This window comes from Cellvibrio sp. KY-GH-1 (assembly GCF_008806975.1).
Lineage (GTDB): Bacteria > Pseudomonadota > Gammaproteobacteria > Pseudomonadales > Cellvibrionaceae > Cellvibrio.
Map to the genome: position 1 here is coordinate 2,461,998 of NZ_CP031728.1, position 22,548 is coordinate 2,484,545.

Consider the following 22,548-nt stretch of genomic DNA (forward strand, 5'->3'; position numbering starts at 1 on the left):
CCCGGAGGCGATGATGTGGCAGGACTTTCCATGGCAAGAAATGATTGTAGGATGTTGCGTACTGGCAGCCGCGCTATTCCTGCTGCGCCGCTGGTTCTTCTCATCTAAAAAGTCCGCTGTCTGTGGTGGATGCAGCGGCTGTGATAAAACCGCAGCATCCAGTTGCGCCAATCCCACCGAAAAAATTCATCACTGATGTAGGGCGTGCGAGGTCGGGATAGACTGGCGGGCCTGTGCATTACGCGCGTTTAAATCAATCCAATAACGCGGATTTGCAAGTGGCGTTTCATCCGGGAGCAGTGGATTTTCCAGGTAAATAACATGGCGATTGGTGAGCCGTTCCAACCCGGAACTTACGCGCGGATGATTATAAAAAAACTCATCAAATTTACCGTTGTCGATTAACATTTCCAAACCTTGCTCGATACGTTTCGCAAGTGCTTCATTCTTTTTATTGACAAAAAAATACAGCGCCGTTGGATAGTAGAGCAAAATATTTGCCTCGACCTCCAGATTTTTTTCGCGTCGTTGTGCAAGTTCAAACCAGGCCTCGGAAATACCGCGCGGAAAATAATCAAATCGCTTGGCGTTAATCATGCGAAACAGCGATTCCGTCGTTTCAGCCGTAGTTACCCGCAACCCATTGTGTTGCAAGATAGGAGTATCCGGCCAATGAGTTCCCTGTCCTGCCAGCAATTTCGCCAAATCCTCCCGCGTTTTTATTTGATTAAAACGAGCCTGCTCATGAGCGCGAATTAAAAACACCCTGTAGCCAAACAAACCTTTGAACAAGGGGATACGGATAGGTCGCAGCTGCTGTTCGCGCTCCTTGTCGGTCATGGTCCAGATAACCAGAGCGCGCGTGTCGTTTTGTGCTATGTGAATCCAGCGCGCCTGGGAATAATCGCGCTCGGAAAATTCAATATCGATGACTTCGTTATCCGCTTTGCTGGTATTCAGAGCGAGCACTAACAGACTGGTAAAGTAATCTACCGGCTGCTCCAGCTCAGTGGCCTGCACCTGTACCTCAATATGGACTTTGCCATCGTCGGCAGAATAGGCCCAATTGCTCGCGCCTATACCAAGCGCGCAGATAAGTCGCCAGGGCGGCAGGCGCAACAGAACAATTACCCATTTAACGAGGAATTTGGTTACCAACATCAGCACAATGCCCGACCGCCAGTGAATATTCTCGAAGCATAGAAGATTAGTAGCTACTTTGCCGGCTCGAGAGTCACAGTGCACAGATGACACTCTCGCCTCGCTCCCGTATAGTCACCCACCATTCACCCCGCTCTGTGAAGGACAAGCGCCATGCAACAAAAACTGGAAACCCGTACGTTTCTGCTGTTTTTACTGATTGTGACCACCGGTTTTTTACTAATCCTTAAACCCTTCTTTGGCACTATTTTTTGGGCGTGCGCCATCACCGTGATTTTTTATCCCCTACAGCTAAAACTGTTGGATGTGCTTAAAGGCCGCACCAACCTCAGTGCCCTGCTCACCCTCACGGCGTGCATCCTGGTTGTCGTATTGCCAGTCATATTTCTCATTAGCTCAGTGGTCGCGGAAGGCGCCGCCTTTTACCAAAAGCTGGAGGAAGGCGAGGTAAATCCAGCCCAATATATCGAGCAGGTGCGCACCGCATTTCCCGCTGTCCAACAAACGTTGGATCGATTCGGAGTCGATATCGCCAAAATCAAAGAGGGCGCTCTCAGCTTCAGTATGACCGCCGGTAAATGGCTAGCGCAGAACGCGCTGAGTATCGGCCAAAATACCTTCAAGTTGCTGCTGAATATCTGCCTGATGTTGTACCTGACTTTCTTCCTGCTGCGCGACGGCCAACAGCTGCTCGAGTTATTAATTCGCGCACTACCATTAGGGGACGCGCGCGAACGCATGCTGTTTGCCAAGTTCGGCGAAGTTACCCGCGCAACCATTAAAGGCAATATGGTGATTGCCATTATTCAAGGCAGTCTGGGTGGATTGATTTTCTGGGCACTGGGAATTCCCGGCGCGCTTTTGTGGGGGGTGATTATGGCAGTGCTGTCGCTGATTCCGGCGGTAGGCCCGGCAATTGTCTGGGCACCGGTTGCCCTCTATTTATTTGCCACCGGCGCTAATGTAAAAGCCATTATCCTGATCGCCTTTGGCATGGGCGTTATAGGTTTGGTGGATAACATTCTGCGCCCGATACTCGTAGGCCGGGACACCAAACTACCTGACTACATAGTGTTGCTTTCCACCCTCGGCGGCCTGGGCTTATTCGGAATCAATGGCTTTGTTATTGGCCCCTTGGTGGCCGCTCTGTTTATCGCCTTCTGGGGGATTTTTATCCGCGAGGTGCATGTATTGGCGCCGGAAGAAAACGCCGCCGAACTCAAAAACTCCGAGACAGATTAGCCCTCGTATCTGCTAGACTGCCCCACCTTTTAAGCGGCCCTGCCCTGTGCGGGGCTTTTTATTTTTCAGCACAGCGAGAATGTTTTATGTCCAACAATTACAGCACTGAAGAGCTTGTAAGTTACGGTATCGGTCGCCAAATGGGCCAACAATTGGCCGACAATCCGTTTGATGGTGTGTCCCCAGCGGCAGTTGCCCAGGGCTTGCTGGATGCATTAAATGGTGTAGAAATGCCCTACAGCAATGAACAAATGCAAGCTGCCTTTGGCGAGATTAACGAGCGCATGCAAGCCAAAGAAGCCGAACAAAGCAAAACTTTAGCGGCAGCAGGCGAGGCGTTTTTAGCCGAGAACGCCAAAAAAGCCGGGATCACCGTGACTGCGTCCGGTTTGCAGTACGAAGTAATTACCCAAGGCTCCGGTGCGATTCCAACCAAAACCTCCAAGGTTAAAACCCATTACCACGGTACTCTGATTGACGGCACAGTGTTCGACAGCTCGGTAAATCGTGGCCAGCCCATCGACTTCCCGGTAGGCGGCGTTATCGCGGGTTGGACTGAAGCACTTCAATTAATGCCGGTTGGCTCCAAGTGGCGTTTGTACATTCCGCACAACCTGGCGTACGGTGAGCGTGGCGCAGGCGCTAGCATCAAGCCTTATTCGGCGCTGATTTTTGATGTTGAGTTGCTGGATATTGTTAGTTAATTCCGTTCACAAAAAAATGAGAATTGAATAACCAATTCAATTCCCCACCAAAACTTTTCTGTTTATTAAACACCAGCATGGATTCCGGGGTTCTCTTTGAGACGCGCCGTGAATCCGTCCCTGGAGGCTTGCCGTCGACATCCATGTCTCCGACAGTCTCAAAGAGAACCCCGGAACCCCTGCTTTATCGCACCTGGATAGCCGGTTGAAAGATATTTTTTTGTTATTGGATTTTCCATGTGGTTTAAAAATTTACGGTTGTATCGCTTAACCGAAGAGTGGACTATTTCCACCGAAGAATTGAATGAAAAACTCGCCGAGTTTTGCTTTAACCCCTGCGGTAGCCTTGATCCTCTGCGCTATGGTTTTGAATTCCCGCTCGGTCGCCACGGCAGCGAGTTTGTGCATGTTACCAATGGCTACATCATGATTTGCGCCAAGAAGCAGGAAAAAATTCTCCCTGGCGGCGTGATCAAAGAGGCGCTGGAAGAAAAAGTTCAAGCGATTAACGATGCGGAATCGCGCCCGGTAGGCCGCAAAGAGCGCGACTCTTTAAAAGATGAAATTATTTTTTCATTGCTACCCAAAGCCTTTACCCGTTCCACGCTGGATTACGCCTACATAGCACCGCAAGAAAAATTAATTGTGGTGAATTCATCGTCTGCGAAACGCGCGGAAGATTTGCTGAGCAAATTACGCGAAGCATTAGGCAGCTTGCGCTGTTTGCCTATCGCCCCCAAAAATATTCCCACCCAAGTGATGACTCACTGGTTGCGCGAAAGCCAGGCGCCACATCAATTTGAGTTGGGCGAGGAAGTAGAGCTGCAAGCCACCAAAGATGGCCGCGTAGTGCGCTGCAAAAAGCTGGACCTTACCGCTGCGGAAATTCGCAATCATCTCGAGAGCGGTATGCACGTCAGTAAAATTGCACTGGTGTGGAAAGAGGCCATCAGCTGCATTATCGATGACCAGCTGGGTATCAAGCGCGTGAAGTTTGAAGATGTGATTAGCGATAAAGCTAACGAGCGCAACCCGGAAAGCAAAGCCGAACAATTTGATGCCGACTTTGCCATTATGGCGATGGAGCTGAAAAATTTTATCACCGCTTTACTCGCCGCGTTCGGTGGCGAAAGCGACCCAATTTGACCAATCGACTGATTAAGATAGCCGTCAGATCGCTTGCTGACGGCTATCTTTAATACCATTAACGCAAATAATAAGTTGAGTAATAAACGTTACTTCTGTATTCAACTACTTTAGTTTTATCTACACAGGTACCAATTGGTGAATAAAACTCTGCCCTAACATTACCCATACCAGCCCCACCCGTTGGATAGGTAGTCCAGGTACAAGCAGCGCCGGCGGGACCTGGCGGCACCTCAACTACAGTGTAATAAATGGAATAACTATTACAATTACCATTGATTTTATAGGGGCTTACGGCATTAATGGAACAACTAGACTGTCCGCTGGTAGATGTCCACCAGGATTTCGTTGCCAAAGTTCCACTCGGACAAACCAGGCTAGCATTATACCAATAGACAGTCCCTACACCTGCACCCCCACTCACCCCAGATGACGTTGTACTCCAACTGCAAGCGCTTGTGTCAACAGTAACGTTATAGTCAGCAAAAGACTGAGCCGAAAATGCGAACGCTGCTGCCGCCATGATTCCAATAACTTTAGTTTTCATAAACACTCCTTTCTCCTTTTATGTAATGAAGTTAACCGACAAATCCTTAAGCCTTTTTCATCAGCAAGATGCGCTGCTATTGGTCAATTAGCAACGAGCCCACCACTCCTTTTTCATATTAAATTAATTTTCATTGCGAGCCAAATACACAATCAATTTACTCTTACTTTCGTCATAAAAAATGGAGGCCTTGCCATTAACCCCTTGAGAATTATTGACAATCGTCTTTAACAAATTTTCGCTCATTATTGATTGATTTTGTGAATCGGCTCCTGGAATAGATATTTTGCAACTTTTTTCACGGCACTCAATTTGTTCTGGCACATAGTCCGCAATCGCATCATTATCCTGAAACATACTTTTCAAAGTGCGCTCATAGTCACTCGCCCAATTTCGATCAGCAATTTCAGACGCGAAACTTTCCTCGGTGACACTCAATAGATGGCCTACAGATTGGCCATTCAGCCGCCCAATATTGTTGAGTTCAGAAATTAACGAATAGTCACAGGGTTGCGCGGGAGAAGCGATTTTTATTGACGAGGAAGAATTATTCATAGATTCCATTTTTGTCAGTTTTCCGCTGAGCGATTTATTGTGAGCAACAATTTCTGCTACATCTTTTACACCCACATCAAAAGTATCGCGATGCTCTGTGTAATCAACCGGCAGCGCAATAAGTTGCTCAGCAGGACGATTAACTTGACGCTCAGAGTCAAAAAAAATCTTATTAAAAAAAAGAGTCCCCATAACACCAGAAATCAACCCTATGAAAAACACTTTCACGTCCATGCACTCCATGAAGATCGAATAACGAAGAGCAAAATATTTCATGATGATAGCGCTGTCAAACAATCCGCGAACCTAAACGCCAGAATTTACCCTGGGGTTAGTTTTTCTGGAACAAACATTTTTTGAGAATATTTCGGTGGTGGCACAATTACGACGCCGTGGCGGCTAATGCTTCTTTTAAGGAATGACAAAATCTTAAGGTGCCGGCGCGTGGCTTAACGTGCGCACGCTCCATGATGAGGCCAATCGGCACTGGAATATCCGTGAGTATTAATTCGGTTTGATTGTGCTGGCATTTATCAATTAATTTACCAAGCGCTGACAGCCCTCCAGCATCCAACACCGACACATCCTTAAACGATAAAATAATATGTTGGTCATCCTCGCAGAGGCGTGCAAGTTCGCTGAATACTCGATCGGCAGCAGCGAAAAATAGCGGGCCACTGATGTGAAGTACCCTCCAATTCTTGGGAAGTAAATGCTGATTTTCTTTGGTGAGATCATCTATATGCGTCATCGACGCAATTTCTTTCATAAACAACAATGCCGCCAGCACTATTCCCATCGTAATCGCAATCACCATGTCGAAAAATACGGTCAGTAATAAGCAGACAGCAAACACCCAGATATCACCGCGTGGCGCGGTTTTTACCAGATGTACAGCTTTGTGCGCTTCGCTCATACCCCAAGCCACCATCACCAGTAATGCCGCCATGGCCGGCATGGGTAAATAAGCCAGCAGCGGCGCCAGCGCCACCAACCCCAGCAACACCACCAGCGCATGCACCATACCCGCCACTGGGGATTCCGCCCCCGCTTTTACGCTCGCCGCCGAACGAGCCAATGCAGCGGTCGCCGTAATACCACCGAAAAACGGCGTGATCATATTGGCAATCCCCTGCCCCATTAATTCGCTATTGGCACTGTGGCGTTTGCCGGTCATCCCATCCAGTACCATCGCACAAAGAAGCGATTCGATCGCGCCGAGCATGGCAATCGCAAAGGCGGCAGACAGCAAATCCTGCAGCACACGCGAATTCCAACGGATAGGCTCACCATGAGCACCCAACTGGTCCCAAGGCCAGATCAATTCCGGCAATTGTGGCGGAACACCAAAACCGGTAACGCCATTCGGCAGGGTGTATGAAAAACGCGAACCAATAGTGTCGACGATCCACCCCTGTTGATTGAAAAAAAATGCGAGCAAACTACCTACAATAATTGCAGGTAAATGAGGAGGGAGCGGCGACTTCAACAATGGCCACAGCAACATCATCAACAGAGTGGTTGATGCTACAGCAACGCTTGGCCAATCGATGTAGGGCAGCTGCTGAAACAACAGCGCTACTTTTTCCAGATAATGTGCCGGCAATTGCACTTGCAGCCCTAGAAAATCTTTTATTTGCAATGTGGCAATGACAATCGCGATGCCCGCCGTAAAACCCAGCGTCACCGCCTCCGGAATATATTCGATCAACCGCCCCAAGCGCAGTAGCGCCATAGCAATCATGATGGCACCTGCCATAAGGCTAGCCACCAATAATCCGCCCAAACCATATTGTTGTGCAACGGGGAAGAGGATGACCACGAACGCCGCCGTAGGGCCGGAAATACTGAATCGCGAACCGCCAAGCAAGGGAATTAAAAATCCCGCAACAATTGCGGTATATAAACCATATTGCGGCGGCACACCGCTAGCAATAGCGAGAGCCATCGCCAGTGGAATGGCAATAATGCCTACGGTAATGCCCGCTAACAGATCGCGCCGCAAGCGTCGCGCACCATAGGTTTCCAAAAAACAGGCTTCACGTACCGCGTGCGCAATACGAAGAGAAAACAAATGTGCGCGATGCGGCATGAATAGTTACTCGAACAAACCAAGCTCACGTCTTGGTGGTTTTGGATTTTTTTCCCAAGGTCTCTGCAAAACCAAAGCCAGAATCAATGCGCTCCATTTCTTTGATTACGCGCTCTGCCATCACAGGCTCCCAGTCATCGGCATACACAATCGAACGCATTAAATTTTCTACGAACAGTTGGCGTTTTTTATAGTGAGAGTAAATGGCAAACGCGAGGCCCACAAATGCGGTGATCGTGGTTTGCACAATGGCAGACGTAAAAAAATCCTTGTCCCAATTAAAGGATTTGGATAACTCTGCTGTCATCGGCCACATCACCACCGCGATTCCACCAAGCAACGCAAACCAGAAAGTCACTTTGTTGATAATGCTAAAGCTGCGCGCTTTGATATAGAGGTCATGCAGTAGCAGATAGCGCTGGTGATCCTGCAAGTCAGCATTTGTGTTGTTATCAATCCATTTGCTTTGGGCAAATTCCAACAGCAGCCGCGCGCTGGTTTGGTTGGCAGAATAGAGCATGATTACTCCTTTAAGCGAAGCGATAATTTAGGTTAAGTTTTGATGATAACCCTGAATTGCGCAAAAAACATGCTTATCCGTAGTCGATCGCCCGCTATAATGCCCGCCACTGATTTAATTCGATTTACGGAGTTTTCCTATGTTCCTCGCAACAACTGCATCGCCCTCCCCTCGTCGCTATTTAGGTCTGGGGCTGGCCATCGCACTGCTGGCAGGCTGCAGCAAAGCACCTGAGTTGAGCAAAATCCACGGCGCCGCCCAAGGCACGACTTACAACCTCACCTTTGAATTACCCGCGGATTCGAAGACTCCATTAAACGCGATTGAAACTGCCGTAAACGATGAATTTGCACGTATCGATAAGGCGCTGTCGAACTATCGCGACGATTCGGTCATCGAACAATTTAACGCCCAAAAAACTACCGAAGTATTAACCGCAGATGCCGAACTGGTCGCATTGGTTGAAGAAGCGCGCAAGGTATATACGGCGAGCAGTGGTTGCTATGACCTGACGATTAAACCCCTGTTTGATTTATGGGGTTTTAAAAAGGACGTATTTTCGCCGCCCACCGAGGAAGCGCTTGCACAAACACTCGGCACGGTGGGCCTCAATAAATTGGAAACAATCGATAGCACACATTTACGCAAGCAACTCCCGGAGTTGCGGGTAGATATTTCCTCCATCGGCCAGGGCTACAGCGTGGGCCGTATCGTAAAAATATTGGAGCAATATGGTGTGCAAAATTATCTGGTGGAAATTGGCGGTGAATTGCAAACGCGCGGCAAAAAGCCGAACGGCGAGCCCTGGCGAATTGCCGTAGAAAAACCATTGCCCAACGAGCGCAAACTGCACAAAATTGCCAGCTTTGATTCGGGTGCACCTATGGCGTTGATGACGTCGGGCACCTATCGCCATTTCTTTGATAGCAACGGCAAACGCTACAGTCATATTTTGGATGCCCGTACCGGAAAACCTGTCGAGCACAACACGGTATCAGTAACGATATTCCACGAAAATCCCACCATTGCTGATGCGTGGTCTACCGCATTACTGTGCATGGGTAGTGAAGAAGGATTAAAAGTCGCTAACGCCAATCAACTGCCAGTCCTGTTTATCGATCAGCAAGGCGATGAATTAATTGAACATGAAAGCGACAACTTAAAAACCTTTAAAGATGTCAGCCTGCATAAACCCCAGTAGAGAAGAATTACGATGAAACTCGTCTACACTCACGAAAACCGGCTGCTTGTCAGCAATGCCCACAACCTGTTGGAACAAGCTGGTATTGAATGTGTGTGGAAAAATGAATTCGCGGCCAGCGCCATCGGGGAATTAGCACCTATCAGTAGCTGGCCGGAATTATGGGTAGTGAATGACGCGCACAGCGAACGCGCGGCGGCATTAATTGAAATCGCATTTTCATCATCCAGCTTACCGCAATGGATCTGCAGCCAATGCGAGGAAATGAATGAGCCTTCCTTTGACTATTGCTGGCGTTGCCAAACAGAAAAACCGGAGTCAACATCATGAAACGTTTTCTTATCCTGCTTGCCCTCCTCGGTTATTCCGGCTTAAGCCATGCACAATCGTTGGATGTAATGACGTACAACATTCGTTGCGGCTCCTGTGAGTCTCCCGAAAACACCAACTACTGGAAAAAGCGTAAATACCTGGTGGCACATCTGATTAAAATGCATAACCCGGATGTTATCGGCCTGCAGGAAGCAGAAGTTCCGCAAGTAGAGGATTTGGTAGAAATGCTGGATGACTATTCCTGGATTGGTGTAGGCCGTGAAGATGGAAAAGAAAAAGGCGAGACCACTGCCATTTTATTTCGCCATAACCGCTTTGCCCTGCAAGGCCAACAAACACTCTGGCTGTCGCAAACGCCGCAGCAAGTGTCACGCGGCTGGGATGCTTCTTATCGCCGCACACTCAGTATCGCCAAATTAACCGACACACTGAATAAAAAAAACCTGCTGGTCTTCAACACCCATTTCGATAATGAAGGTGAAATCGCTCGCCAGGAAAGCGCAAAATTTCTACTCGCCGAGGTTGCTAAACTCAGCCCTCAGGACAATTATGTAGTGACAGGGGATTTTAATTTTAAGGCCGATGCAAAAGGCTACGAAATTATTACCCAAACCCTTGCTGACGCAGGAAAAATAGCCACAACCCCGGCAACGGGCGGCAACAAAACCTTTAATGATTTTGGAAAAAATGCCGAAGTGGATAACAAAATCGATTTCATCTTTGTAAAAAAAGATGCAAAAGTCCTCATGCACCAGGTGGACACCACTACCTACAACGGACTGTTCCCATCGGATCATTTTCCCGTCGTTACACGTCTGGAATTATCCGTTCCCGCTCAACAGTAAATCCAGTTCATTACGGATGTATTTTTCATTCACCCACTCGCCTAAATGCGCATTCATATAACGGATGAAATTATGCGCGGCGACTGGCAAGCGCCGGTCGCCATGACGGACTAGATACCAGTGACTGGTGAGGGGGAAATCCTTTACCGGCAAAATAACTACCTTGGCATTGGCTTGCGCCAGGGTATGTTCGGAAAGTACGGCCAACCCCAAACCAGTTTCCACACTCATCCGAATCACTTCGTTGCTCTCAATTTGCAAGGTGTTATGCAGCTGATAATTTTGCTCGCGCAGCCAATTTTCAAACACCATGCGCGTAGCACTACCTGGTTCGCGCATTAAAAATCGCTCATTCATCAACTCAGAAAATGTCAGCGATTTCTTTTTCGCCGCCCAGTGATGCAAAGGCGCGATCAGTACCAGCGGGTTGCGTAAAAATCTGCCGCTCACCACATGATCACCCGTGGGTGGATGACTAAATAAATACAGATCATCCAGCTCATTTTGGAATCGCTGCAACACACTGCCGCGATTGCCAATATTAAAAGTCACATCCACGCCCGGATACTGTTGGGTATAGGGGCTTAACAACAATGGCAATACATATTGCGCGGTAGTTACAACTCCCAAACTGAAATGCCCCTTATCACCCTGCGCCGCCTCACTTAAAAAACTATTGAAATCATCAAACCGCCCCAAGGCGTCCAGAGCAGCATGGTATAGCTCGCGCCCCACATAGGTGGGTTGATAGTGGCCCTCGCGCAGCTCCAGCAACTCCTCGCCGACCGCCTCCGTCAAACGCTTTATCTGCTGGGATACGGTTGGCTGGGTCAAATGCAATTGCACTGCGGCCTGGGAAATGGAGCCAGTGCGGATCACCGCGATGTACACCTGCAACAGGCGAAACGTGAGATGGCGAATATTCACAGCGGGCCTCTTACAAACATATATAGACAATCCTCAATATTAATAATCATAAACATTAATTATCATCTATTCATAAGAGTCGCCAAAATAACCTTGAATACCGTTAATTCCGGCAAGTTAAGAGGTTATGTCCATGCCCGATATCGTCATTATGTTTTTCCTGCTCGGCGTTCTGGCCGGGGTAGCCAAGTCAGATTTAAAAGTGCCCAAGGCAGCTTACGACACCCTGAGCATACTGCTGATGCTTACGCTGGGGCTGAAAGGTGGGCTGGCGCTACACGGCAATGTGAATTGGCAGCTGCTGCCAGAAGTCATTACGGTGCTTCTGTTGGGGATTGCGATTCCCTTGTTGCTCTACCCGCTGTTGCGCAAATTCGTCCAACTAAATACCGCGAACAGCGCCAGCATCGCCGCGCACTACGGTTCTGCCAGCGCCGGTACCTTCGCGGTTGCCCTCGCCTTCGCCGAGGTGAATAACCTGACCATCGCCCCGCAAACCACCTTGTACCTGGTGCTGCTGGAACTGCCTGCCATTGTGGTGGGAATTTTGTTGTTCAAGAAAGCCACCGGAAATAACAGCAGCATGAAGGGAATTTGGCACGAAGCCCTTACCAGTCGCGGCGTTGTGTTACTGACGGGTGGAGTGATTATTGGCTACCTCTACGGCCCGGATGGCAGCAAGGACGTAGCTCCCTTGTTTCTCGGCGCCTTCAAAGCCCTGCTCGCGTTGTTTTTACTGGAAATGGGGGTCTGCGCCTCACAACATTTAAATCCATTTCCAATTCAGCACTGGAAACTGATCACTTTTGCGTTGCTTGCGCCCTTCGCACTGGCATTGATAGGAACAGCGGCTGGATTCGCATTACAGCTGCCAATTGGAAGCACATTAATTCTCGCATCATTAACCGCTAGCGCATCCTATATCGCCGCACCCGTAGCCATTAAAGCCGCGATAAAAGAAGCAGATGTCGGCCTGGCGATTTTCGCGGCACTTGGCGTTACCTTTCCACTGAACGTATTAATTGGGATTCCAGTGTATTTCAAATTAATGGAGTCGTACGGTTGAAATTGCGTCGATAATAAGCAAACACTTTATCGTCAAATATATTTCTCCCGTACGGCCACGCATTAATCTGATTAATCAGCGGCGGCCGAGGATGACTCAAGTATGAACTGGATTTTTCAACATATTTTTCCGCATAGATCAGCGTAAGATCCCCCCCTAACCGGCTTGATGTCATTGGCCTAAGCTGTTGCCAGCGAAAAGGAATGATGGCATCAGGTTTTAACACCAACCAAGGCTCTAACCAAGACAAACCTGACCCGGAAACGAGCTTATCGGTTTTCTGATTTTCTTCTGCGACCTCAGCCATAAGCTGAGGTCGAACCGTTGCCCTCAATGTAGCGGATACTAACCGCTCTAGCGCAGAGTTATTGTGCTTAAACACCTCATATCCATTTGTTTTCAACAATACCGCAAGGCTCACCAAAGGTTGAACCGCATAGTGGTGATAGCTTAATGCCAAACCCTTACGTTTTAATTCATTAGGTAAATAACCGGTTTTAATATCCACTTGCCCCATAGCCTGAACATATTTTTCATAAGACCACTGCAACAAGTCCGTACGATTTAAAAAGGTCGCAGACACCCCCACCGCCCAAGCTGCCCAGTAGTCATGATTATTGACTTTTTCCACTGAATTTGTTGCGTAATCAGCAATTACCTGCACAGCCATTTTTTCCAGCCAGCCTTCTATTAATTGCTTTTGCGTTGGAGCTATTGCAGGTTGTGGAGCACTAGAAAAAACAATTTTTGCGTAACCTGCAGCAATAGCGGCGAGAGTCCACTTTCTGACGGCCGCACCGGTGTGGTTGCTCGACTTACTCAATAAAGCATCTGACTGTGCCCAGGCCGATAAAACGTCCAGCGCGCAATTACGATAAATTACATTGCCAGTGCGCAAATATTTATTGCTCAAATCTGCAATCACCCGTTGCAACTCAGTCATATCATTGGTTTGTTCCAGATAATCATCCAGCGCATCCGGATTCACAATCGAGTTAGCATCATCGGTACCTTCATACTTGCTAGTAAATAGCAAACTCCCCTTAAAAGGGGGTGGCGCCTTGGGGCAAGATATGTTGAGATTGTTATTCGGCATAAGCGGCGCACGTTTAAACCCGGCAGGAATTTTGATATCTGCGTAGGCATTACCCACACAACTCAACATAATTAATGCCAAGATACCGCTGATCGCTTTCATAGTTTAACTACCTATATCTATTAACGTTTACATAAACGCACATTCACCGACAGATCGGTATAGTTTTCAGGAATGTTGATTTCAGAAGAAAGGTAAATAAAATCAGCCCACTTATTTTCATCTTTTAAATCAAACACAAAACGCCCATTCATTTCCACAGTATCGCTGCGCTCGATTTTCACTGTGTCGCGACGGCCATTCAAATGCCAAATTACCATATCCAGCTTGCGGAAGTTGGTATCCGAAAACTGCAATTCCATAAAGTGATTTTTGTTATCAATATTATCAACCCGCTCGCTATCAGCACCGCCGGCGTTAAATAAGAACTCATTTTTTCCAGGTTTCAATTTAACAGTTTCAGATAACACCGGTGTTTTTCCTTCGCAGGAAGAATTTATCAAAGGCATCGCTTGACGATAAAACTCGCGTTCGTCCAAACGATAATATGCAGGCAGCTCCCAAATCAATAATTTGGGCGGATTAGCCAGAAACTCAGGGTCATTGAGAGTCTGCAATAGAGAGCCATCAAAACCACCGCCTTCAATAGAAAGGTTTGTAATATCTGTACCTAAATACTCGCGCAAAAAGCCCACAAAATTAAATTTTAGATCCGCGCTAAAGCTAGTACCGACCAAACTGATTTCTGGTACTGACTCATCGGAAAATAACGCATCCTCTGCATTCGCGACAGAAGACTCACCGCGCTCATGCACATAAAAGGGAACAAACTGTTTGAGAAATTGCTGGTCGCATAAACTTTTCCAGGCTAACTGTAAAGTGCCGTCCCGCCCGAACACCCCTTCAGGGCGATTCACAAAAGTTTGCGGTGCAAAACCCTCCGTAACCTGTTGAGACCTTAAATAGTCTGCAGCAACTCGTGCAGTCACTTTGGCACCAAAGGGCGTCCAATGATGATCGCGTTTGAAATAATAATCATCGCTTAGTGGCTGCGTTATCAATTGACTATAGTCAGCCACTACAATGCCTTGCGCGCGAATACGCTCCAATGCCTGACGATAGTTATTCAGCGCTTGCTCATGGTTATAGGCACGTGCGTTTACATCGTCAAAAAAGCGATTGTGCAAAAGTCCTCGCGTAGGCACATACACCACCATCAGCTGAATACCTTTCGCTTTTAAACTGGACACCAGCTTTTTTAACAACACCAGGGATGCATCGTCTGGCCCAAAGGAGCCCAACATGTCGGTACCGGTGCGAAAGAGCCAATCCTCTTTACCTAATACCAGGGTTTTAAAACTGCCTAAATAGGAATTGTTGTAATTGTTGATATCAGCCGCCGCTGAGCAACCATACTTCGCTTTGCCCAGCTCATATACCGGAAACTGTTGCGCCAATGCACAAGAGCCGATTACTGATAAACCTATAGCGCCAAGCGCAGCTTGAATAATTTTCTTTAACATTGAAATAGGTACATCCGCGTAATGTAGTCAGGCCTTATTTATTGGTTGCCGCCAGTTTGTCTTCAACCCAGTAATAGTTAGCAGCGCCATTCTTTTTAAATACAAACAGGCTACCTGAGCGACCGCGATCCAAATAAATTTCGCTGGTTTCCAGCAAGCGCTGGCCTCCGCTATACGCTGAAAATGCAATTTTTACCGGATTAATAGCGCGTTCTCCAGAGCTAAAACTCGCAATGCCGGGCACTACATCCACATCGCCTTTAAGGGTTTTAAGGTCAACTGGTTGATCAGTAAGATTCACCAAATGGATCAAACCTTTACGCTTATCCTTCAATGCAGAAATTTCAACGGTTTTCACTACTTTGCCATCAAATACCAAATTGAAAAATTTCCCTTCTGTTAATGCAACAGGATAATCCACCTTATCCAGGATAATAGATGCTTGTTTTGCGTCGACAAATACAAAATCACTACTATTGCCCGGGGCAATTTGTGCAACGCTTTTTTTACCAAGATTAACAGTGCCAATCGCGTTATCCGTCTGATAATTAAACACACGCACAAAGGCAGATCCGGGTGGAGGGGTTTCATAAAGTTTATTGTCTGCTGCCAGCGTTAACGAGACAGCAAAAGTGGCAATAGAAAAAACAGCAGTCAACAAAAATGATTTCATCATTGATTTCCTTTTAGGATTGCCAATAGAGAAGCAATGTTTTCTTTAGGTTGGGGTGCAGGTAAAAAACGCACAGGAATTTCCCAAATCACCAGTGCTGGCGGTGCATTGGTAAAGTCGGCGGAATTTAAATAATCAGTCATGGGCACAAATGGCCCCTTGCCTTCCTGGGCATAATTTACCAAATCAGTACCAAGATGCTGCTTCAGTGCACCTGCAAAATTCCAGTTTGCGTTAGCGCTATAACTGGTACCTACGAGCGCAATGTCGGCTGATGATTCACCAAACAAATCATCTGCAGCAGTAGCAGTTGACGTAGCGACTTGAGTACGTGTTTTTACCAATTGGTCAGCAGATACATCAACCCACTCAGAAAATATTCCCAGCGGAATATAGTTCAACAAGTCACCCTGAAAGTGAGTTGGCTCATCATCCTGTGATGAAAATACTTGTTGTTCCAACAACGGATGATGCAGGGAGTTTTTTAGTGTTTGCGCAATTTCTTTGGCAACAACTTCAGCACCAAAAGGGGTCCAATGGGTATCGCTTTTTAAAAAGGTCGTCGCTGTCTGCTTTGCATTTATCAATGCATCAGTAGTATCCACCACAACCACGCCTTGCCCACGCAATTGATTAACAACTTGCGCATACAATTGCGAGTGAATGGGAGCAACGCGCCTGGGGCCCAGATATTCAGAATAAATTGCTGCTTTTTCTGGCACCAATGCCACTAATAAATCCGATCCCTGTGCGCGAACATGTGCAGCAACTGCATCAATCGCCGCCAAATTAGTCGTTAGGTCTTGCGCTGCTTCGGGATAGTCTTTGACCTCATCCAGGGTATAGAGCCAGGACTCCTCGCCTATTACTACACCGACTCGTCCCTCTCTAAACAGGCTGTAATTGATCAAGGCCCAGAGATTTGACCCCAAATCGCGCGCGATAAAGTTTTCGTTGTAGTAATGCTCTATGTCCAGCGCCACCTGTCCCTTTAAAAAACTTTTTTGTTCCTGCAGTTGATAATCGCGCAACGCAACACCGCTGTAGATAGCCCCTGCGATAACCAGCGATCCAAAACAGGCAGAGTAAATTCCATGCCATAAGGGATTAGCCGTTTTTAAATGCATGACTCACCTCAAAATTGAAAGTACAGGAAAGGTGAATAGAGTTCGGCGGCCAGTTTCAACACTGACAACATAAACAGCGGAAGTAGCAGCAATGCTCCCATCGCCGAAAAATATTTACGCTTCCACTGCCATACGAAACCAGAATGAGCGCGACAAACTTCAAATACCAGAACACCGCAGGCAATCACCAGCATGAGTAATTGCTGGCGAGTAATCGAATCCGCGTAAACCTGGCTTAACTGCCAATTGCTAAAACTGAACATGGCTTCATAGATACGCAATGCATCTGCCATGGATTCCGCACGAAATACCACCCAACCAATAACCACCAGCAACATAGTGAATATCCAGCGCAATGGTTTAAAGCCTGAATCGGTTTTTAAACCCAGTGCGCGTTCAATTGCCAGCCAGGTACCATGCCATGCCCCCCAGACAATAAAGGTCCAGTTAGCACCGTGCCATAAACCACCAAGCAACATGGTCAAAAATAAATTGCGATAGGTATTCACCGAACTGCCGCGATTTCCACCCAGTGGAATGTATAAATAATTTTTAAGCCAAGATGAAAGGCTAATGTGCCAGCGTTGCCAAAATTCAGTAATAGATTGGCTTGCGTAAGGGCGATTAAAGTTTTCCATAAAGCGAAACCCCATCATCAAGCCCAACCCAATGGCCATATCACTGTAACCGGAGAAGTCAAAATACAGCTGGATGGCGTAGGCAATTGCCGCTACCCAGGCATCACCGGTGGTCATATTTTCCATGCCATAGGCTTGGTCGACCAAGGGAGCAATTGTGTCGGCAATAAATACTTTTTTAATAAACCCCTGCATAAACCGGCTACAACCTTCAGCGGTTTTATCCCAGGTATGAGTGCGATTGGCAAATTGGTCGGACAGATCTTTAAAACGCAAAATTGGCCCGGCAATCAGATGGGGGAAGAGTGCAACAAAGGCGCAGAAGTCAAGGAAACGACGCGTAGCCGGAATTTCCTTGCGATACACATCCATCAAATAGCTGATGGACTCAAACACATAAAACGAAACACCAATTGGCAATAAAATTTTTCCCAACTCCAGTGGCTCAAAACCGGCAGATACCAACAGCGCATTCATGGAGTCCACACCGAAATTGGCATACTTGAAATAACCCAGTGTGCCCAAATCAATTGCCAGGCCTAACAACAACCAACGCTTGGCTCTCTCCCTCGTTTCGGCCTGCTCGATACGCAAACCCAACCAGTAATTGATAGCAGTAATGCCAAAAAATAATGCCAGAAAATCTATTCGCCACCAGCCATAAAAAATATAACTCGCAATAACGATAATTAGCGAGCGCCACTTATTTGGCGTTAAAAAATAGACCGCAAAAAATATCGGTAAAAAAACAAATAAAAAAATACTGGAGGAGAAGACCATACTAATTCAGCTCCCTGGATGAGGATTCGACAGCAACGGGCTTGCGCACCAGTTCTGCCATTTGCTTTTCCTTAATCACTGTTTTCCAAAAATCACCATAGTGGTCCTGTAATGGCCCTTCCAACACCAATGCCTGTCCCGGCAGGTTTTGCACATCGATTTGGCTAACCTGTAAGTATTCCGGCCCTACAGCCGAAATAACACCCGAGCGATTGGCGTGGATTTTTCCACCTTTCAATTGGAAGGAATAACGTTGAACGTAGGGATCTTTTATCGAATCACGATGCTTGTTATCGCGCAAATCTTTGGTGTGGCCAAAAATGCCAAAGCCCCCGTTGCCAAATACCAGATTATCTTCAATCTGAATGTTCTCGCTGTTGCGCACCCGAATACCATGTTTCTTGTTACCGTAAACATGATTGTTGCGCAGTACATTGTTGCTACTTTCGTAAATAGTGATTCCATCGGTGTGGTTTTTATAGACTTTATTGCCAACTACTAAATTATTAATGCAGTTACGATCCAGTACAAAACCCGATAACTTATTGTCGTAACTGATGTTACCGATAAACCAACTGTTATCCACTGAACGCGAACCAATAATGCCGTGCTTCACTTTCGTGCCATACACAGTATTACGTGCAAAAATCAAATGACTGGAGCGGTCATGCGGGTCGATTCCGTAAATAATATTGTTTTTATAAACTGTATCGATTACTACCAGACCATCGGCCTCATAGCAGTAAAACCCGTAATACAAATCTTCAAATACAGAGTTCAAAATCCAGGCTTTGGGGCTGGCGCGCTGTAAACGCTTGTTCCACACAAAACCGTGTTGGGAAATTGATAACCCGTAACTTTTACTCCGGTGATAACCCAGAGCCAGCGCGTGAGCATTGTGCATATACAATTCACCACCGCCCCACACGGTGATAAATGGGCGAAAACTGTCATCATCTTTAAAGTAAGCCGGGGTTTGTTCTGCATCGCGCCAGCCGACAATTTTTGTGTCCAGAACAAATAGACCACCATCGGAAATCAGGAATGAACCTTTTTCTTCTGACAATCGCAGTTCACCCACTTCGTTGCCGGATAACAACAAGCTAGCACCAAACTCGACGACAATTGGCAACCGCGCATAGGCAATTTTATTAACACTATCCCACTGAAAATATTTTGGGTTGTTAATCGCTTTAGCAATATCAGTCGCGGTGACTACGCCCTCTTTAATAAAAATAGCCTGAGGTACACCACCCTGTAATTTCGCCCAACGTCCCGCACGGCCACTACCGGTAAACAACACCAGCTCATGTTCTTTAAATACCCTGCGCAACTCCACCACCGGCTTAATTGCCTGTTGATGTTGTTGTTGTAATTTTTCATCGATGGCAGTGCGCGTATATACACTTAAATCCGGCAAGTCCTGTGCCTTTACCACCGGTGGCTGCTCAATGCCACTATTAAAACGGTAATCAGCCAAGGCTACACCCGTCGACATAAAACAAATTATGCCCAGCAATAAAAAGCCAATGCGTTTACTTGTCATAGATTTACGATCCAACTCAACATGCCCGCATACTGGGTATTCAGGTTTTCCAACTCCGGATTGTTCGCCTGCTGCCTGGTGTCATAATCAAACGCGGATAAACGAAGGCGAATAACCGAATCAAAATACCCCAGCGAAAACAGCCCCGGCCCCTTGCGATTCAAATAACCGGAGAAAACCAAATCCAACCCGCGCCCTAAATGCGCATCATCGCCTACTAACATATGGGGCTTGCCATTCAGGTAGTAAGACTCGCGCACATCATCCAAAGAGAAATCACTCAACACCAGATTGAAATCCCACTGCCGGTATTGCGCGAGTGCCAAGTAAACGGAAGCTACTTCTAAATTGCGTAAGTCCGCACGAATTGCTTCATTCAAACGATATAAGGACGAACGAGTTCCGGTAAACTTTGCACGATTGGATTCAAAACCAGTTGGGCGATAGCCCTCTGCACCTGCATCAGCAGCTACATACTGAAGCCCAATAGTGGGTTGCCAGGACACATCAAATTGCCAACGCGCGCCTACATCCACGGCAGTACCGCTAATATCCTCCAAACGATTAGTCGGAGCATAAAATTGCGTCCCCTGCACAGCATGAAAAAATGCACTGTAACTAAATGCACTAACGCTATTGCTGTAGTAACCGTTTTCCAACCCAATGCCAGCCCATTGCAGTTGCGTATCTAATGGATTTTCCTCGCCTTCACCATAGAGGTAATACGAGGAAATAGCATGGCCATATCCGTATTGCCAACGGGCATTGGCGTAACTGAGCGATAACTTTTCTACTTCTTTTGGCAAAAAATAGTCGTCGGTACGCAGATCATCTTGCTGCTCGCCATAGCCCAGTTGTAATTTCAATAAGCTCGTATCCAGTTGCCAACTCGCACCAAGAAGCGAAGAATCAAAAATAAATCCGTCCTGCCAGCGCTGGCGTTCAACACCCAAGCGAAGAGTGTCGCCCGGGTAATCGCTAAAGCCCTGATGACCAATCCAAAGTTCGCGCAAATTGGCAAATTCGGTAGAACTTCCCTGATCCGAATCAAACTCCACATCGGATTCGTTATTGGCAGCAAACAATTGACCTTCAAAATAAATTTGCCAGCTTGATGCACCTTTCCAACCCAATTGCGGTTTAAGATTTAATCCGGCCAGGGTTCCATTTTGGGAACCGCCCAAGCTCAGACTATCGTTATCCGCCACAAAAGATTCCACATCCAGCGCAGCATTAAACCCGGACGATGCAACAGCACCCCAGGCCATAGGAGCTGCACAACCCAGCAGCGGTAACCAACGCAGGTATTTCATTACAATGCAGCCCCTTGAACTTCAAGCTCACAACACGTCAGGTGTTTTTTCTTAATAAGTTGACGCGCATTTAACTCTCGATTGGAAATTCCTACCGCGTCATCTACTTGGGCCTGATTCAGCGTTGTTAAAATTTCTGCTGATAATTTTTTACCCTGACGACTGCCCCGTATTTCTGCAATACGTGCAAAGGAATAGGCGTACACCGGATTCCTTGCCAAGCCGCGTGCCTGCCAAAACATTTCAGCCAAGGCCACATCGGCCTTTTCATGGCCAAAACGAGCGGCCCTCAATAAATACCCTAATGCATTTTCAGCATCCGGCTGGCCCAACAAACCATCGCGAGCCAGAAGCCCGAGATAATAATTGGCGCTAACTGACTTATCCTGTATTGGCTGCAGCAGCTCATATACCTTTGTTGGGTCAAGTGGTCGCTGCTTGCCGGTGAAATACATTTCGCCAAGAATTTCGTTGCTACGCCAATCGCCAGATTGCTGCTGGGTTTCAAGCAACTGCGTCAGATCAGCTGAATATTGCAAACCCGGATTTTGATAAAGCAACTGTGCGATCTCATAGTTTGCATCCGGGTATTTTTGTCGAATCATATCTAGAAGAGTGAGTGAAAACGCGGCGCCCTTGCCTACGGGATTTCTATCACTCAACCAATCAGCCATGCTCACCACTACAGCGCCGGAAATACGACCCGCGCGATAATCGCGTTGAATACGCTCCACAACAGCAGTCACTTTTTCCTCATTCTGCTGCACTTGATACAACGAGATTAATGAGCGGTAACATCCCACTTCCAAAGAACCCAAACGATTACAAATACGCTCTATCTGCGTTGCGTTCACCTCCAGTTGCGCTTGACTTTCCCACCACAACACCTTGGCATAGAGCGCATTGGTAGAACCGGATTTTTGCGCGCGTTGAATAATTTGCTCTACTTCAGCAAGCAGGTTTAATTCCGGAAACTGTACACTGAGCTTAATAATTACACTCAACGCTGAATCATCACCGAGTGCTAGTGCATCGCGCGCATACATCAAGGAACGTCGGGCATCTTCTATTCCAGGTGTTTCACCACTTGACTGACCAAGAAATTGAGCTTCTTGTTTGGTATCGACCGCCAGCTGTGAATAGAGTTTTGCTAAACGTCCACGCGCCTTGAATTCACCAGCATCCACAGCGCGTAAATAATAAGACTCAGCCTCTCCTGGTTCCGTTTTACCCAATTGATCGCCCAACAGCACCATGGCTTCCACAACGCCTTTGTTGGCAAGTTTTTCCAATTCCAACTGCGCAGGGGCAATATTGCCCGCTGATATTTGCTGCTTGGCATGACCCAAATCAGGAACCACGCACGCGTGCAATAAACCGACCATTGCAAGCGCGCTCAAGCACTTCGCAAGTAAAGTCAAGGTCTGGGAAATCCGGGTGTACTGACACGGATATTTATTGGTTTGCTGCATAGCTAATATTCCAAACAACCTAATGGGTTGCTCACTATGTT

At 47.1% G+C, this 22,548-nt stretch carries 22 protein-coding genes; 8 read left to right on the plus strand and 14 right to left on the minus strand.

What is annotated here, in order from left to right:
• Window positions 1-40: 40 nt before the first annotated feature.
• Window positions 41-196: a FeoB-associated Cys-rich membrane protein gene (locus D0C16_RS24775; protein WP_225319035.1), complete on the plus strand. Its 156-nt coding sequence runs from the start codon at window positions 41-43 to the stop codon at window positions 194-196.
• Here D0C16_RS24775 and D0C16_RS10720 read toward each other — a convergent pair.
• On the minus strand, window positions 190-1,161 hold the full coding sequence (locus D0C16_RS10720) for a transporter substrate-binding domain-containing protein (protein WP_151032379.1): 972 nt from the start codon (window positions 1,159-1,161) through the stop codon (window positions 190-192). The two genes, D0C16_RS24775 and D0C16_RS10720, sit on opposite strands and share 7 nt — an antisense overlap.
• 153 nt (window positions 1,162-1,314) lie before the next feature.
• Between D0C16_RS10720 and D0C16_RS10725 the strand changes: the two genes are divergently transcribed.
• The 3 genes from D0C16_RS10725 (at window position 1,315) to rdgC (ending at window position 4,253) form a co-directional block, all read left to right on the plus strand.
• Window positions 1,315-2,403 carry an AI-2E family transporter gene (locus D0C16_RS10725; RefSeq protein WP_151032380.1) on the plus strand — a complete coding sequence of 363 codons (1,089 nt, stop codon included), beginning with the start codon at window positions 1,315-1,317 and terminating at the stop codon, window positions 2,401-2,403.
• A gap of 86 nt (window positions 2,404-2,489) precedes the next feature.
• Window positions 2,490-3,107, plus strand: coding sequence for an FKBP-type peptidyl-prolyl cis-trans isomerase (locus D0C16_RS10730; protein ID WP_151032381.1), 618 nt, complete (start codon window positions 2,490-2,492; stop codon window positions 3,105-3,107).
• Window positions 3,108-3,344: 237 nt separating this feature from the next.
• A complete protein-coding gene (rdgC, locus tag D0C16_RS10735) occupies window positions 3,345-4,253 on the plus strand; it encodes a recombination-associated protein RdgC (protein ID WP_151032382.1) in 909 nt (302 codons plus the stop codon).
• Between the two features lie 58 nt (window positions 4,254-4,311).
• On the opposite strand, the gene D0C16_RS10740 is transcribed toward rdgC, so the two are convergent.
• The 4 genes from D0C16_RS10740 to D0C16_RS10755 all read right to left on the minus strand — a co-directional run bounded on the left by D0C16_RS10740 (window position 4,312) and on the right by D0C16_RS10755 (window position 7,967).
• Window positions 4,312-4,800 (minus strand): hypothetical protein, encoded by a 489-nt coding sequence (locus D0C16_RS10740; RefSeq protein ID WP_151032383.1) that lies wholly within the window; start codon window positions 4,798-4,800, stop codon window positions 4,312-4,314.
• 123 nt (window positions 4,801-4,923) lie between these two features.
• On the minus strand, window positions 4,924-5,631 hold the full coding sequence (locus tag D0C16_RS10745) for a hypothetical protein (protein WP_151032384.1): 708 nt from the start codon (window positions 5,629-5,631) through the stop codon (window positions 4,924-4,926).
• Between the two features lie 106 nt (window positions 5,632-5,737).
• A complete protein-coding gene (gene dauA / locus D0C16_RS10750; protein ID WP_151032385.1) occupies window positions 5,738-7,447 on the minus strand; it encodes a C4-dicarboxylic acid transporter DauA in 1,710 nt (569 codons plus the stop codon).
• A 25-nt stretch (window positions 7,448-7,472) separates the two neighbouring features.
• Complete coding sequence (locus D0C16_RS10755) at window positions 7,473-7,967, minus strand: hypothetical protein (RefSeq protein WP_151032386.1); 495 nt, start codon at window positions 7,965-7,967, stop codon at window positions 7,473-7,475.
• Window positions 7,968-8,106: 139 nt separating this feature from the next.
• On the opposite strand from D0C16_RS10755, the gene D0C16_RS10760 reads away from it, so the two are divergent.
• The 3 genes from D0C16_RS10760 to D0C16_RS10770 are packed head-to-tail and all read left to right on the plus strand — an operon-like array spanning window position 8,107 to window position 10,346.
• On the plus strand, window positions 8,107-9,168 hold the full coding sequence (locus D0C16_RS10760) for an FAD:protein FMN transferase (RefSeq protein WP_151032387.1): 1,062 nt from the start codon (window positions 8,107-8,109) through the stop codon (window positions 9,166-9,168).
• A gap of 12 nt (window positions 9,169-9,180) precedes the next feature.
• On the plus strand, window positions 9,181-9,498 hold the full coding sequence (locus D0C16_RS10765) for a putative signal transducing protein (protein WP_151032388.1): 318 nt from the start codon (window positions 9,181-9,183) through the stop codon (window positions 9,496-9,498).
• Window positions 9,495-10,346: an endonuclease/exonuclease/phosphatase family protein gene (locus tag D0C16_RS10770; RefSeq protein ID WP_151032389.1), complete on the plus strand. Its 852-nt coding sequence runs from the start codon at window positions 9,495-9,497 to the stop codon at window positions 10,344-10,346. Before D0C16_RS10765 ends, D0C16_RS10770 begins: the two co-directional genes overlap by 4 nt.
• Here D0C16_RS10770 and D0C16_RS10775 read toward each other — a convergent pair.
• Window positions 10,323-11,273, minus strand: coding sequence for a LysR family transcriptional regulator (locus tag D0C16_RS10775; RefSeq protein ID WP_151032390.1), 951 nt, complete (start codon window positions 11,271-11,273; stop codon window positions 10,323-10,325). The genes D0C16_RS10770 and D0C16_RS10775 overlap by 24 nt on opposite strands.
• Window positions 11,274-11,406: 133 nt before the next feature.
• Here D0C16_RS10775 and D0C16_RS10780 point away from each other — a divergent pair, with 133 nt between their 5' ends.
• Window positions 11,407-12,339, plus strand: a complete 933-nt coding sequence (locus tag D0C16_RS10780) for a sodium-dependent bicarbonate transport family permease (protein ID WP_151032391.1) — start codon at window positions 11,407-11,409, stop codon at window positions 12,337-12,339.
• Here the strand turns inward: D0C16_RS10780 and D0C16_RS10785 are convergent.
• The 8 genes from D0C16_RS10785 to D0C16_RS10820 are packed head-to-tail and all read right to left on the minus strand — an operon-like array spanning window position 12,314 to window position 22,507.
• Entirely contained in the window at window positions 12,314-13,537 is a 1,224-nt protein-coding gene (locus tag D0C16_RS10785) for an alginate lyase family protein (RefSeq protein WP_151032392.1), read from the minus strand. The two genes, D0C16_RS10780 and D0C16_RS10785, sit on opposite strands and share 26 nt — an antisense overlap.
• 20 nt (window positions 13,538-13,557) lie before the next feature.
• Window positions 13,558-14,958: an alginate O-acetyltransferase gene (locus tag D0C16_RS10790; protein WP_151032393.1), complete on the minus strand. Its 1,401-nt coding sequence runs from the start codon at window positions 14,956-14,958 to the stop codon at window positions 13,558-13,560.
• Between the two features lie 34 nt (window positions 14,959-14,992).
• The gene (locus tag D0C16_RS10795) at window positions 14,993-15,634 is read right to left on the minus strand and encodes an alginate O-acetyltransferase AlgF (protein ID WP_151032394.1); all 642 of its coding nucleotides are present in this window, start codon (window positions 15,632-15,634) and stop codon (window positions 14,993-14,995) included.
• Entirely contained in the window at window positions 15,631-16,758 is a 1,128-nt protein-coding gene (locus tag D0C16_RS10800) for an alginate O-acetyltransferase (RefSeq protein ID WP_151032395.1), read from the minus strand. The genes D0C16_RS10795 and D0C16_RS10800 overlap by 4 nt, the downstream gene beginning before the upstream one ends.
• Before the next feature lie 8 nt (window positions 16,759-16,766).
• Window positions 16,767-18,176: an MBOAT family protein gene (locus tag D0C16_RS10805; protein ID WP_151032396.1), complete on the minus strand. Its 1,410-nt coding sequence runs from the start codon at window positions 18,174-18,176 to the stop codon at window positions 16,767-16,769.
• Between the two features lies 1 nt (window position 18,177).
• On the minus strand, window positions 18,178-19,722 hold the full coding sequence (locus D0C16_RS10810; RefSeq protein ID WP_151032397.1) for a right-handed parallel beta-helix repeat-containing protein: 1,545 nt from the start codon (window positions 19,720-19,722) through the stop codon (window positions 18,178-18,180).
• The gene (locus tag D0C16_RS10815) at window positions 19,719-21,035 is read right to left on the minus strand and encodes an alginate export family protein (RefSeq protein ID WP_151032398.1); all 1,317 of its coding nucleotides are present in this window, start codon (window positions 21,033-21,035) and stop codon (window positions 19,719-19,721) included. The genes D0C16_RS10810 and D0C16_RS10815 overlap by 4 nt, the downstream gene beginning before the upstream one ends.
• Entirely contained in the window at window positions 21,035-22,507 is a 1,473-nt protein-coding gene (locus D0C16_RS10820; RefSeq protein WP_151032399.1) for a tetratricopeptide repeat protein, read from the minus strand. The genes D0C16_RS10815 and D0C16_RS10820 overlap by 1 nt, the downstream gene beginning before the upstream one ends.
• Window positions 22,508-22,548 lie beyond the last annotated feature (41 nt).